This window comes from Microbacterium sp. USHLN186, from assembly GCF_037145155.1.
Taxonomy (GTDB): Bacteria; Actinomycetota; Actinomycetes; order Actinomycetales; family Microbacteriaceae; genus Microbacterium.
This window is the reverse complement of sequence record NZ_JBBCYA010000002.1, coordinates 323,118-336,000: the sequence shown is the minus strand read 5'-3', so window position 1 is coordinate 336,000 and position 12,883 is coordinate 323,118. Positions and strand designations below refer to the sequence as shown.

General features: G+C 70.1%; 13 protein-coding genes. 2 read left to right on the top strand and 11 right to left on the bottom strand.

The features are described 5' to 3' along the window. Window positions 1–12 precede the first annotated feature (12 nt). The 7 genes from WFG93_RS05615 to WFG93_RS05585 all read right to left on the bottom strand — a co-directional run bounded on the left by WFG93_RS05615 (window position 13) and on the right by WFG93_RS05585 (window position 7,763). The gene (locus WFG93_RS05615; RefSeq protein WP_336645342.1) at window positions 13–822 is read right to left on the bottom strand and encodes a class I SAM-dependent methyltransferase; all 810 of its coding nucleotides are present in this window, start codon (window positions 820–822) and stop codon (window positions 13–15) included. 16 nt (window positions 823–838) lie between these two features. Further along, entirely contained in the window at window positions 839–2,101 is a 1,263-nt protein-coding gene (locus WFG93_RS05610; protein WP_336645341.1) for an MFS transporter, read from the bottom strand. Beyond that, the gene (locus WFG93_RS05605) at window positions 2,098–2,883 is read right to left on the bottom strand and encodes a fumarylacetoacetate hydrolase family protein (RefSeq protein ID WP_336645340.1); all 786 of its coding nucleotides are present in this window, start codon (window positions 2,881–2,883) and stop codon (window positions 2,098–2,100) included. Before WFG93_RS05605 ends, WFG93_RS05610 begins: the two co-directional genes overlap by 4 nt. 180 nt (window positions 2,884–3,063) lie before the next feature. Continuing rightward, the gene (locus WFG93_RS05600; RefSeq protein ID WP_336645339.1) at window positions 3,064–3,744 is read right to left on the bottom strand and encodes a hypothetical protein; all 681 of its coding nucleotides are present in this window, start codon (window positions 3,742–3,744) and stop codon (window positions 3,064–3,066) included. 197 nt (window positions 3,745–3,941) lie between these two features. Beyond that, window positions 3,942–5,045, bottom strand: coding sequence for a branched-chain amino acid aminotransferase (locus WFG93_RS05595; protein WP_336645338.1), 1,104 nt, complete (start codon window positions 5,043–5,045; stop codon window positions 3,942–3,944). Between the two features lie 46 nt (window positions 5,046–5,091). Then, on the bottom strand, window positions 5,092–6,141 hold the full coding sequence (locus WFG93_RS05590; RefSeq protein ID WP_336645337.1) for a 3-isopropylmalate dehydrogenase: 1,050 nt from the start codon (window positions 6,139–6,141) through the stop codon (window positions 5,092–5,094). A gap of 92 nt (window positions 6,142–6,233) precedes the next feature. Continuing rightward, complete coding sequence (locus WFG93_RS05585; protein ID WP_336645336.1) at window positions 6,234–7,763, bottom strand: MFS transporter; 1,530 nt, start codon at window positions 7,761–7,763, stop codon at window positions 6,234–6,236. A 64-nt stretch (window positions 7,764–7,827) separates the two neighbouring features. Here WFG93_RS05585 and WFG93_RS05580 point away from each other — a divergent pair, with 64 nt between their 5' ends. Next, window positions 7,828–8,397, top strand: coding sequence for a TetR/AcrR family transcriptional regulator (locus tag WFG93_RS05580; protein ID WP_336645335.1), 570 nt, complete (start codon window positions 7,828–7,830; stop codon window positions 8,395–8,397). A gap of 139 nt (window positions 8,398–8,536) precedes the next feature. Here the strand turns inward: WFG93_RS05580 and serA are convergent, their stop codons facing one another. The 3 genes from serA to WFG93_RS05565 form a co-directional block, all read right to left on the bottom strand. Continuing rightward, window positions 8,537–10,171: a phosphoglycerate dehydrogenase gene (serA, locus tag WFG93_RS05575; protein WP_336645334.1), complete on the bottom strand. Its 1,635-nt coding sequence runs from the start codon at window positions 10,169–10,171 to the stop codon at window positions 8,537–8,539. Between the two features lie 135 nt (window positions 10,172–10,306). Continuing rightward, the gene (locus WFG93_RS05570) at window positions 10,307–10,660 is read right to left on the bottom strand and encodes a hypothetical protein (RefSeq protein ID WP_336645333.1); all 354 of its coding nucleotides are present in this window, start codon (window positions 10,658–10,660) and stop codon (window positions 10,307–10,309) included. Continuing rightward, the gene (locus WFG93_RS05565; RefSeq protein WP_336645332.1) at window positions 10,657–11,160 is read right to left on the bottom strand and encodes a hypothetical protein; all 504 of its coding nucleotides are present in this window, start codon (window positions 11,158–11,160) and stop codon (window positions 10,657–10,659) included. Before WFG93_RS05565 ends, WFG93_RS05570 begins: the two co-directional genes overlap by 4 nt. Window positions 11,161–11,236: 76 nt before the next feature. On the opposite strand from WFG93_RS05565, the gene WFG93_RS05560 reads away from it, so the two are divergent. Then, window positions 11,237–12,127 carry a hypothetical protein gene (locus tag WFG93_RS05560; protein ID WP_336645331.1) on the top strand — a complete coding sequence of 297 codons (891 nt, stop codon included), beginning with the start codon at window positions 11,237–11,239 and terminating at the stop codon, window positions 12,125–12,127. Window positions 12,128–12,151: 24 nt separating this feature from the next. On the opposite strand, the gene WFG93_RS05555 is transcribed toward WFG93_RS05560, so the two are convergent. Continuing rightward, window positions 12,152–12,880 (bottom strand): copper homeostasis protein CutC, encoded by a 729-nt coding sequence (locus WFG93_RS05555; RefSeq protein WP_336645330.1) that lies wholly within the window; start codon window positions 12,878–12,880, stop codon window positions 12,152–12,154. Window positions 12,881–12,883 lie beyond the last annotated feature (3 nt).

Sequence of the window (12,883 nt, the reverse complement as noted above, 5' to 3'; positions counted from 1 at the left end):
ATCCCCTCGATTCTATCCGTGACGGATGCCGGGTCCCGACGCGCTCACACGCGACCGGTCGCCCTCAGCACAGATGCTCGGGGCGATCGCGGCGGTCTGCGTCATCGGCATCCGTCCGCCCTCGCTGCGATCCGCGGTCAGTTCGTCGAACGCCATCTGGAAACGAGCGCGATCAGCGCCCGCGAGCGTCGCGTAGAACGCACCCGCACCGGCCACTCCCCCGGTGACCGACCGCCACAGCACCTCCGGTTCGACGTGCCACGTCCAGGTGAGCTCGGTGACCGCGGGGTGCCATCCCACCTCGGTCAGCATGCGCCGAAGGCCCTCGGCGGTGCGCGCGAAATCCTTCTCGGGCGGAAGTCGGCTGCCGGATGCCGGGGCGAGACCGGCGCGCGCCGTGACCTCGCCCCACAGCGCCGTGGGTGAGGCCGACCAGGTCGTGGCGATGACGAGGTCGCGCGCCACCCGCCGCAGCTCGGCGGCGGCGGCTCGCGGATCGGGCACGTGATTCAGCACGAAGTTCGCCGTCACGACATCGAACCTGTCGTCGTCGAACGAGAGATCGGGGAGCGCGTCGCGGACGAGCTTGAGCTTCGGATGCCGGGCGCGGGCGGCCTCTCGCATGCTGGGTTCGGGCTCGGCCGCGGTGACTCGCCAGCCGGCATCCGTCCATGCCGCCGCGAGTGTGCCGTCGCCCGCGCCGACGTCGAGCAGCGTGCGGCCACGACCAGGCCCGGCGATCTCACGCAGCCGCTCGCCCGTACCCGCGCACAGCGCTGCGTAAGAGGCAGCGAACGCCTCTCCGGTGCCCGCCCAGCTCACGCTGTGCACTCCCGGGTCATGCCGTCTCGCGGATGCGGCCGAACGGCGAGAGGGCGGTGATCGCGATCACGAGCACCAGTGCGACAGTGGCGAGGCCGCCGTACCCGAACTGCGTGAGCACGATCCCCGCACCCGCTGCGCCGACCGCGGCGGTGAGGCTCATCAGCGAGTCGCTGATCCCCTGTCGCCGGGGGCGCATGAGCACAGTCGACGATTCAGTCAGCAGCGCCGCGCCGGCGACGGTCGCGGCACTCCAGCCGAGGCCGAGCAGGATCAGGGCGACCATCACGCCGACCGGATGCTGCCCGGCGAAGATCGCGGTGAGCAGCGACGCGGTGAGCACGGCCTGTCCGAGCAGCACCACGCGGATGCGGCCCCACCGGTCGGCGAGGATCCCGAACAGCGGCGACAGTCCGTACATGCCGGCGACATGCAGGGCGATCGTGACGCCGACGAGCAGCGTCACCTCCTGGGTCGAGCCATGCCCGCCGCCGTGCGCCATGTGTTTGAGGTGGATCGGCGTCATCGCCATGACCGAGGCCATCACAGCGTGCGATCCCGACACGGCGAAGATCGCGTACCGGGCGACGGTCGGGCGGTCGACGTCAGCGCCGATCACCGCGCCCTTCGCCGACGTTCCGGCGAGGCGCATGACGGTCAGCAGCGGATCAGGACGCAGCGCGACCAGGTACAGCGCGAGGGCCGCAGCTTGGGCGACGAGCGAGAAGAGGTACGAGCCGGTGAGCGGCGGCATCCCGATCGCCGCTCCGACTTGCTCGCCGACCGGCAGCAGCAGCGGTCCGGTCACTCCACCGACGGTGGTCGACCAGACGACGATCGAGAGGTCCCGGCCGCGATGCTCGGGAGCGGCCAGGTCGGTCGCGGCGAACCGCGACTGCAGATTGCCGGCGTTGCCCATGCCGATCATGATGATGCCGACCAGCAGCAGCGGGAACAGCCGCAGCGCGGCGGCCGCGATGACCACGCCGATGCCGATGAGGGCCAGCAGGTTGCCGGTGGTCAGCGACATCCTGCGTCCGCGCCGCGCCGCGAACCGGGCGAGCGGGATGGCGAAGGCCGCCGCTCCCAGGGTGACTGAGGCGGTCGCCAGGCCCGACAGTGCATCGTCGCCGGAGAGATCGGCGGCGAGCAGCGCACCGAGAGAGACGGTCGCACCGAAGGCGATGCCACCCAGCACCTGCCCGAGCGCGAGCACGCCGACGGTGCGGCGCTGGATCGCGCGCAGGTCGCCGGTCGGCGGCGTGGTCACTGCTGTCACGCGGCGGGAGCGGTCGAGGTGGCGTCGCGCACCGTGTTCCGCAGCACGCCGATCCCGCCGATCTCGATCTCGATGCTGTCGCCCGCGACGATCTCGCTGACGCCCGCGGGGGTTCCGGTCAAGATGACGTCCCCCGGCAGCAGCGTGAAGACCGCGGAGGCGTACGCGATGATGTCGGCGACCGAGTGGATCATGTCGGTCAGCCGGGCATCCTGGCGCACGTCGCCGTTCACCCTGGTCTGGAGGCGAGCGGATGCCGCATCGAACTCGGTCTCGATGATCGGGCCCAGCGGGCAGAAGGTGTCGAAGCCCTTGCCGCGCGTCCACTGGCCGTCTTTGCGCTGCAGGTCGCGAGCGGTCACATCGTTGCCGATCGTGTAGCCGAAGACGTAGTCGAGCGCGTTCTCGGCCGTCACGTTCTTGGCGATGCGACCGATGACGGCGACGAGCTCGCCCTCGAACTCGGTGCGCTCGGAGATCGGCGGGCGCACGATGCTATCGCCCGGGCCGATCACGGCGGTGTTGGGCTTGAGGAAGAGCAGCGGCTCTTCGGGTGCGACGTTGCCGAATTCGGCGGCGTGGTCGTGGTAGTTGCGGCCGACGCATACGACCTTCGATCGCGGAATCACCGGAGCGAGCAGCGCGACGTCGGCGAGGGGCACGCGCTCCCCCGTCGGTTCGAAGCCGGCGAACATCGGGTCGCCGTCGAGCACGACGATGTCGCTGTCGTCGAGGATGCCGTACCGGATGCCGTCGTTGTGACTGAAACGCGCGATCTTCACCCGATCAGCCTATCCCCGCCGGCATCCCTCTCCCCGTCTCCCTCCAGGAAGACCCGCATCCGCCGACACCCCCAGTTCGCACCGACACCCCCACCTAGGAGCGTCCGTACGTGGGGGTGTCGGCGCGAAGTGGGGGTGTCGGGCATGGTGGGAGAGCGCGACCGAAGAACAGCAAAGAGTTCAGCCGGGCGGACGCACGCCGAACGCAGCGAGGCGCGCTCCAAGGGCGTCAGGCGTGCGGATGTGCTCGTATTCCCAACGCACGAAGCTCCAGCCGGTGACGCCTCGGATGTCATCTTCACGCTGCTTCTCGGCCAGCACCGCTTCATCCGGAGAAACCGCGGTGCGAAGGTCGGGATCGAGGTACTTGTCCTTGCCATCGAACTCGCCGAACCGCCGCGCCCGAAGGAAAGCAAAGTCCACCCAATACCGATCGCCCTGCGCGCCGGTTATGGGAACCTGCAGATCATAGTTCGAGAAGCCCAGCTGGTGCAGTCGCACGCGGCTGACGCTCTCGCCGGGCAGCTGTGCCCTCCCGTCAGCGAACTCGATCACTTCTCGGCCCTGACGCACGCCGCGCAAGCCAGGACGGGCGAGTCGTCGGGCTCCAGCGCGCCACAGGGCATCCGCCTCGGCATCCACCACCTGCCCGCTCACGGCGCGCCTGCGCAGGGCCGCGTCGGCGCAGCTCACCGCGGTGTCGAACGCCGCTGTGCGCGCGACGTCGAACGCCGTGCGAATCAGCGACGTCACGCGGAAGCCCTCTACCTCGGCGATGTCCTCGTCATCGATGCGCATGTCGCGGCGCACAACTCCAGCGATCACCCGACTATGCCGGGTCCCGTCGACGACGGTCTGCACAGGTTGATCACGCATCCGGTACATCGGCAGCCCCCAGAGCACCGCTGCCGAGGCGTGACTGAACAGCGGTCCTCCCCCGGTGCTCGCTGCCTTCACCGCCAGCACCTTCAGGAGGTGCTGGCCCTCCCACCAGAGCGACGTCCGGGGTGTCGGCGCGAAGTGGGGGTGTCGGCGAAACAGGAGAAGAGAGCGGGGTCTCAGTCGACCCGCACCAGCCAGCTGTGCTTGTCCTCGCGGCGGCCGTACTGGATGTCGGTCAGCTCCTCGCGCAGTGAGAGTGCCAGATCGCCCAGAGGCTGCTCGTCCTCGAAGTCCTCGGCCACGAGCGCGCCGATCGGCGTCACCACGGCCGCCGTGCCGCATGCGAACACCTCGACGATGTCGCCGGATGCCACGCCCTGACGCCACTCGTCGAGCGAGACCGGGCGCCGCTCGACCGTCAGTCCGCGGTCCTCGGCGAGCTGCAGCAGCGAGTCGCGCGTGATGCCCTCGAGGATGCTGTCGGACTGCGGCGTGACGATGCGGCCGTCCTTGTAGACGAACACGACGTTCATGCCGCCGAGCTCCTCGACGTTGCCGTCCTGGTCGAGGAAGATCACCTGGTCGCAGCCCTTCGACGTGGCCTCTGCCTGCGGCAGCAGGCTCGACGCGTAGTTGCCGCCCGTCTTCGCCGCCCCGGTGCCGCCCTTGCCGGCACGAGCGTAGGTGGTGGACAGCCAGATGCGCACGGGCTTCACGCCGCCGGTGAAGTACGCGCCGGCCGGCGAGGCGATCAGGTAGTAGGCGACCTTCTTCGCCGGGCGCACGCCGAGGAACGCCTCCTTGGCGAACATGAACGGCCGCAGATACAAGCTCTGATCCACTCCGGAGGGCACCCAGTCGCCGTCCACGGCGATGAGCTCGCGGATGGACTGCAGGAAGTACTCGGTGGGCAGCTCGGGCAGCGCGAGACGACGGGCGCTGCGGCGCAGCCGCTCGGCGTTGCGGTCGGGGCGGAAGGTGTGCACCGAGCCGTCGGCGTGACGGTAGGCCTTGATGCCCTCGAATATCTCCTGGCCGTAGTGCAGCACGGCCGCGGCGGGATCGAGTGCGATCGGCCCGTAGGGCTGCACGCGCGGGCGGTGCCAGCCGCCCTTCTCCGACCAGCAGATGTCGACCATGTGGTCGGTGAAGTTGGTTCCGAAGCCGGGGCTCTGCAGGATCTCCTCGCGCTGAGCGGGGCTCTTCGCAGCGAGGTTCTTCGTCACGGCGAATGTGAGCGCAGCGATGTCGGAGCTGGCCGTGGTGGCGGTGTCGGTCATGTCTGTCCTCTGTCGGATGCGGCGGCGATGCGCGCGTGTTCTCAGATTACGCCTGCAGCCGGGCGAGGATCGCGTCGCCCGTCTCGGCCGTGGTGCGAGCCCCGGTACGGCTCGCGATATCGGCTTCGACCGCTCGCTGAACACGCGCGGATTCGTCGCGCAGGCCGAGGTGGTCGAGCAGTAGGGCGACCGAGAGGATCGCCGCGGTCGGGTCGGCCTTCTGCTGCCCGGCGATGTCGGGGGCCGAGCCGTGCACGGGCTCGAACATCGACGGGAACGCCCCGTCGGGATTGATGTTGCCGGATGCCGCCAGGCCGATGCCACCGGTGACGGCCCCGGCGAGGTCGGTGAGGATGTCGCCGAAGAGGTTGTCGGTGACGATGACATCGAAGCGCGCCGGATCGGTGACGAGGAAGATGGTCGCGGCGTCGACGTGCAGGTAGTCCACGGCGACCTGCGGATGCTCGGCGGCGACCTCGTCGACGATCCGCTTCCAGATCGCGCCCGCATGTACGAGCACATTGGTCTTGTGCACCAGGGTGAGCTTCCCGCGGCGGCGTTCGGCGAGCTCGAACGCATGGCGCACCACGCGCTCCACGCCGAACGCGGTGTTGACGCTGGTCTCGTTGGCGACCTCGTGCGGGGTGCCCCTGCGGATCGCCCCGCCGTTGCCGACATACGGCCCCTCGGTGCCCTCACGCACGACGACGAAGTCGATCTCGCCCGGGTCGGCGAGCGGACCCGATGCACCGGGGAACAGCTTCGACGGACGCAGATTCACGTAGTGGTCGAGCTCGAAGCGCAGCTTCAGCAGCAGCCCGCGCTCGATGTTGGCATCCTTGAGTCTCGCGTCGCCGGGCGTACCGCCCACCGCGCCGAGCAGGATCGCGTCATGCGCGCGGATGGCGGCGAGGTCGTCATCGGTGAGGGTGTCGCCGGTCGCGAGGTAGCGGTCCGCGCCGAGCGAGAACGCCGTCTTCTCGAAGGTCACATCGCCGTCGGCGGTGACCGCGTCGAGCACGCGCTCCGCCTGGGCGATGACCTCTCGTCCGATCCCGTCGCCGGGGATGACGGCCAGCTTCACGACGCGCGACATGGGGCTCCTTGGCAAGAGTCTCGTCCGCCACGCCGGTCGCCGCGGACACTGCATCCAGCGTAGCGGCGCGCATGGCGCGCTCACGCCGGATGTCAGCGGGAGGGGCGCAGCGTGACAGCCGCGACCACGATGGCGGATGCCACCAGCAGCGCACCGATCAGCGAGGTCGTCACGATGCCGGAGTCGAAGGCGTGCGTCGCCGCCTGCCACAGCGCGTCGGCCTGGGGGCCGGGCAGATCCTGCGCGGCCGCGAAGGCACCGGCGAGGGTCTCGCGCGCCTGATGAGCGGATGCTGGCGGCACTGCGTCGGGAATCGTCAGCGCACCTCGGTAGAACGCCGTGATGATGCCGCCGAGCACCGCAGTGCCGAGCACTGCACCCAGCTCGTAGGCCGTCTCCGAGACCGCGCTCGCCGCGCCCGCCTTCTCGACCGGCGCGTGGGCGAGGATCAGCTCGTTCGAGATCGTCTCGGCGGCGCCGATGCCGATTCCCAGCACGACGAACGCGGCGACCAGCCACGCGACGCTGTTCCACTGCGCGGTGAGGGCGACCACGAGGTAGCCGCCGACGGACAGCAGCAGGCCCGCCGGAACGACGATGTGCGGGGGCACACGCCGCGAGATCGGCACGACGCTGAGACCGGCGATGATCATGGCGACCATGCCCGGCACCAGCGCGAAACCCGCGACCATGGGCGACAGTCCCAGCACGAGCTGCAGCTGCTGAGGCACGAAGTAGAGGAAGCCGACCAGGGCGATCACGCTGAGCAGATTGACCAGGATCGCGCCGCTGAAACCGCCACGGCGGAACAGGCTCATGTCGAGCATCGGCGTCTGCGTGCGCAGCTGTCTGCGCACGAACAGCCAGCCCATGACGAATCCGATGAGCACGAGGGCCCCAGCGGTCACGGTCGGGCCGTCCACGGCGAATGACTTGATCGCGTACACGACAGGGGTCATGGCCGCCATCGAGAGCAGGATGCCGACCGGATCGATGCGTCCCGGGGCCGGATCGCGACTCTCGGGCAGCAGCCAGTACCCGCCGATGAGCAGCGGGACGAGCATCGGAACGGCGATGAGGAAGACCGACCCCCAGGCGAAGTGCTCGAGCAGGAAGCCGCCGACGACGGGCCCGAGCGCCGAGCCGGCGGAGAACCCGGACGCCCAGATCGCGATCGCGAGGCGGCGCTGGTCGCGGTTCGGGAAGATCGAGCGCAGCAGTGACAGCGTCGACGGCATCAGCATGGCGCCGAAGAAGCCGAGGGCGGCGCGGGCGGCGATGAGCAGCCCTGCGGTGGGTGCGAAGGCCGCCAGCACGGACACCACGGCGAAGCCCGTCGCGCCGATGAACAGCATCCGACGTCGACCGAACCGGTCACCCATCACGCCCATCGTGACGAGCAGTCCGGCGAGCACGAGCGAGTAGACGTCGATGACCCAGAGCTGCTCGGCGCCGGAGGGACGCAGCGCGAGCGAGATCTCCGGCAGCGCGAAGCTGAGCACCGTGTTGTCCACCGAGACCAGCAGCACCGGCAGCATGAGCACTCCCAGCGCCGCCCACCCGCGAGCACCGACGCGGGCGCCGGTCTCCTGAGTGAGTCTGATCGACGCGGTGACTGACATGACTGAATCCTTCCTAAACCGTCCGGATGGTACAGTAACACGAGCGAACGATCAGGAGAAGCCGATGCCTCGCCCCCCACTCGCCCGTGAACGCGTGCTCGACGCGTACCAGAACATCCTCGTCGCCGACGGTGAGCGAGCGGCCACGCTGGAAGCCGTCGCGCGCGAAGCCGGGGTCTCGAAGGGCGGCCTGCTCTATCACTTCGCGTCGAAGGACGATCTCACGCGCGGGCTCGCGGCACGTCTGGCGACGCTGACCGACGAGGACCTCGAGCGGATGTCAGCGGCAGAGGACGGACCCATCGCCTACTACGTGCGCACCTCGGTGATGGAGGACGACGCGCTCGACCGCACACTCATCGCCATGACCCGGCTGGCACAGGGCGGGTCGGCGACGGCATCCGATGCCCTGCGCGAGGTGCGCACCCGATGGGCAGACGCGATCCGCCCGCACGTGCGCGACGAGACGGCACTCGATCTGGTCATGCTGCTCAGCGACGGGCTGTACTTCAACAACTCGCTCGCCGAGCCCACGGGCAGCCCGGCTGCCCTGGGCGAGTTCGTGCCCACGGGAAGGGCGCTCGCTCAGCTGATCGACCTGGTGGTGAACGCGACGACGCGGACCGCGGGCTGAACCCAGCTCCGCGTCACGCGCCCAGCCCGCGCGCGCGTGTCACCGCGCGCGTGTCCGGGAGCCACATGCCGGCTACGCGGCGTGCATGACCGACATATGGCTCCCCGCCGGAGCCGACGCACAGCCCGGGTGGGAGCGATCAGACCTCCGCGATCTCGATGCGGCGGAACAGGTCGGCGTCGATCGCGGCGCTGACGTCCTCGAGCAGCTCGTCCGCAACGGGCGAGTCCAGCGTCAGCACGCTGAGGGCTTGCGCGCCGGCCGCCTCTCGAGCGATCTGCATGCCGGCGATGTTGATGCCGGCATCGCCGAACTTCTGACCGTACACGGCGACGATTCCGGGGCGATCCGTGTAGAGCATCACGACATGGTGGGTCTCGATGGGCAGCTCGATCGCGTGCTCGTTGATGGCGACGAGCTTCTCGATCTGCTTCGGGCCGGTCAGAGTGCCCGACACCGCGAGCTGGGTGCCGTCCGAGAGCGCGCCGCGCAGCGTGATCACGTTGCGGTACTCCTCGCTGACGTCGTCCTGCACCAGTCGCACCGCGATGCCGCGCTGCTCGGCGAGCAGCGGGGCGTTCACGTACGAGACGGTCTCGCTGACGATGTTCGTGAACACGCCCTTGAGCGCGGCGAGGCGCAGCACGCTGACGTCGTAGTTGCTGAGCTCACCGTGCACCTCGACGTCGAGGCTGGTCAGCGGCGCCTGCGCCAGCGCCGAGAAGATCTGGCCGAGCTTCTCGACCAGCGGGATGCCGGGGCGCACGTACGGGTCGATGACACCGCCCGCGACGTTGACCGCGTCCGGCACGAGGTCGCCGCCGAGCGCCAGGCGCACCGAGCGCGCCACCGAGACGCCCGCCTTCTCCTGGGCCTCCTCGGTGCTGGCACCCAGGTGCGGTGTGACCACGACGTTGGGCAGAGCGAGCAGCGCCTGCGCGGTGCCGCCCTCGGCGGGCGGCTCCGAAGTGAACACATCGAGACCAGCGCCGGCGATCTCGCCGGCCACGAGGGCCTCGTGCAGGTCGGCCTCGTCGATCAGGCCGCCGCGGGCGACGTTGACGACGAATGCGGTCGGCTTCATCGCGGCGAACTGCTCGGCGCCGATCATGCCCGTGGTCTCGGGGGTCTTCGGCATGTGGATCGTGAGGAAGTCGGCCTCGGCGACCAGCTCGTCCAGACTCACCAGCTGCACGCCCAGCTGCTGCGCGCGCGCACTGGTGACGTAGGGGTCGTACGCGATCACGCGCATGTCGAAGGCGTTCAGCCGGGCCGCGACGAGCGCCCCGATGCGGCCCAGCCCCACGATGCCGACGGTCTTCTCGAAGAGCTCGGCTCCGGTGAACGAGCTGCGCTTCCACGCTCCGGCCGCCAGCGAGGCGTGCGCCGCGGGAATGCGCCGGGCGAGGCTGAGGATGTGGCCGACGGTGAGCTCGGCGGCGGAGACGATGTTCGAGGTCGGCGCGTTGACGACCATGACGCCCGCGGTGGTGGCGGCCTTGATGTCGACGTTGTCGAGGCCGACTCCGGCGCGCGCGACGACCTTCAGCTTGGGTGCGTGTGCCAGCGCCTCGGCATCGATCCTGGTGGCGGAGCGCACGAGCACGGCGTCGGCGTCGGCGAGCGCGGCGAACAGCGACTCGCGCTCGGTGCCGTCCACCTCCCGCACGTCGAAGTCGGGGCCGAGCGCCTCGATCGTCGCGGGCGAGAGGACCTCGGCGAGCAGGACGACGGGCTTTGTGGCGGAGTTGTTCGGCACGGAGTTGTTCGGCACGGAGATCCTTCGAGGCAGGCGGGGATGGGCCGATGCGCCGCACGCCGTCGGGGCGCGATCGGGAGACACATTACCGCAGGCCGCCTCACGCCCCACGCCGTGTGACGCCGCGGACTACCGCAGCCGCCGGGGCGCTCAGCTCAGCAGCGAGGCGCCGTTGCGCAGCGCGAAGCTGAGGGTGTCCAGCCAGAACACCGCGCTGAGGCCCAGACCGGCGAGCATGACCACGATGAACACGCCCAGTGTGCGCCTGCGTGCCAGCAGCAGCGCGATGACGAAGACGACGATCGGCACCAGCACGGGCATGAGCAGAACGGTCCAGCCGTAGCCGCTGATGCCTGCCTGCGCCATCTCGGTGAGATAGAACGTCGCGTTCCACACCAGGAAGGCGTACGCGAGGCCGATGAGCCCGGTGAAGACACCGCGCAGCACGCGGACCACGCGGGATCCCATCGGCGCGCGCGCGGCCGAAGAGGTGCTCTCGGTCACAGCGCTCCTCCTCCCCCGGCGACCACGAACGGCCAGGGTACGAGCAGCAGCGCACCGACGAACAGGGCGACGATGCGCACCCAGTCTCGGGCGCCGCGAGTGAGAAGCAGGGTCGCGGTGAACCACAGCACGGGCGCGAGCACGGCGATCCACATGCTCGCCAGGTACAGCGGTGCAGGCAGCATGAACATCGCCTTCGCCTGCATCCCGACCCCGGCGATGACCCAGCCGACGGTGTACAGCAGATAGACGCCGCCGAGGATCCCGAGCAGCACGAGGGTCGCCGTTCCGACGCCCTCCGCCTCGTCATCGGCGTCCCCACCCGGATGCCGAGGCGACTCCGGATGCATGGCCACCGCCTCCGGGGTCACGTCCGCGGTGTCTCCGCGAGACTCCTCACGCGCGGGCGGCACCTCGCGCCGCCGCGGAGCGGGTCGCCTGGCCTCGAGCGCGTCGTCGCCGTCCCAGTGCAGGGCGTCGTCCTCGGAGTCGGAGTTCACCTCTTCAGCGTACCCGCGCTGTGTGCGCCGCTCCTTCCCTCCAGTAGGATCGGGGTCCCTACCGCAGGAGCAGCGCATGGCATCCACCACCTCCCCCACATCGCCGCACGATTGGCACCCGACTGCTGAGGCGAGAAAGCGGGCGAACCTGCTGCGGGTCATCGCCGGCGTGCTCTGGGCTCTCGCGATCGGATGCGAGGCCGTCGCCATCTTCTGGCTGCTGAAGCAGCGTGATGTCGTCGGCGCTGACGGAGCGCTGCGGCGCGATCCGCAGAGCGGCCTGCTGACCGAGGGCGGCGGCGACGCCGTCTTCCCGCAGTGGGCGTTCATCACACTGCTCGTGCTGCTCGTCGTGATCGCCGCGCTGTCGATCGTCGGATCGATCCTGTGGAAGCGGGCGAACCGTCTCGACCCTGCGCGCCGGTCCGACACCGTGCGCTTCTTCGTGCAGAACCAGCTCGGCGCGATCATCGCCGTCGTGGCCTTCCTGCCGCTGATCGTCATGGTGTTCCTGAACAAGGACATGGACAAGGGGCAGAAGACGATCGCCGGTGCCGTCGGCATCGTGCTTGCGGTGATCGCCACCATCGTCGGGGTGGATGTGAACCCACCGTCCGTCGAGAAGTACACCGCCGACCAGTCGACCGTGATCCAGCTCCTTGGGGACGACGCCGTCACCTGGGTCGACGGCGGCAAGGTCTACCACGTGTGCGACCAGGTGTCTGACATCCAGACCGGCAGCGAGATCCGCTACGGCACCACCGCCGAGGCCGTCGCCAGCGGGAAGCAGCGCCTCACCCTGAAGTTCGCCTCCGAGCTCGAGAGATGCGGCCTGCCCGTGCCCGCCAACGCCACCGAGATCAGCGACGCGCTGCGGCGGATCCAGAGCGGTCAGACGGTGGCCCTGCCCGCACCGCAGTGGGCCGACGGCGAAGCTCCCATCGTGATCGAGAACGCCCCGTCCTGACCGACCGGCGGCTGACGCGAACCGCTACACCCGCGCCCGCGCGCACTCCAGCGCAGCGCGAGCAGCAGCCACGATCGCCCGGTCGGTGACGTCGAACCCCGTCGCGCCGCCGCCGGGTCCCGCGGGCGAGGAGTCCACGGCCGCCGCGCGCGCCGACAGGTGCACGGCGTCCGCCCCGGCTGCCACCAGCGCGGCGATGTCATCCGGCCGCACACCGCCGCCGGCCATGACCTGCACCCGGCCGGCGGACTGGCGGGAGATCTCGCTGATGACCGCGAGGCCGTCGATGCTGCGCCCGGCACCGCCGCTGGTGAGCACGCGGTGCACGCCGAGCTCGGCGAGCCGGTGCGTGATCGCCGGCGGGTCCGGCAGCGCGTCGATGGCGCGATGGAACACCACATCGGCGCCGGCCGCGGCATCCGTCCACCGCCGCATCGCGTCCTCGTCCACGGCGCCGGCGGCCGTCAGCGCTCCGACGACCACCGCACCGGCACCGCGACGCACGACGTCCCGGATGTCGGCGGACACCAGGGCGATCTCCTCGGGGTCGTAGACGAAGCCGCCCGGCCGCGGACGCACGAGCACCGCCACCCGATCGGGCCTCCCCGCCGCCTGCACGACCGCGTCGACGGTTCCCGCCGACGGGGTCAGCCCGCCGGTGCCCGCAAGCGCCTGGCACAGTTCGACACGGTCCGCACCGGCGTCGAGCGCGGTGCGCGCCCCGGCGGCGTCCTGCACAGCGATCTCGAGCATCGC

Bases quoted from the DNA above. Each gene is read 5' to 3' on its own strand.
- WFG93_RS05595 (WP_336645338.1), bottom strand. From the start codon at position 5,045: ATGACCGACACCGCCACCACGGCCAGCTCCGACATCGCTGCGCTCACA.
- WFG93_RS05590 (WP_336645337.1), bottom strand. From the start codon at position 6,141: ATGTCGCGCGTCGTGAAGCTGGCCGTCATCCCCGGCGACGGGATCGGA.
- WFG93_RS05555 (WP_336645330.1), bottom strand. From the start codon at position 12,880: ATGCTCGAGATCGCTGTGCAGGACGCCGCCGGGGCGCGCACCGCGCTC.
- WFG93_RS05580 (WP_336645335.1), top strand. From the start codon at position 7,828: ATGCCTCGCCCCCCACTCGCCCGTGAACGCGTGCTCGACGCGTACCAG.
- WFG93_RS05560 (WP_336645331.1), top strand. From the start codon at position 11,237: ATGGCATCCACCACCTCCCCCACATCGCCGCACGATTGGCACCCGACT.
- WFG93_RS05585 (WP_336645336.1), bottom strand. From the start codon at position 7,763: ATGTCAGTCACCGCGTCGATCAGACTCACTCAGGAGACCGGCGCCCGC.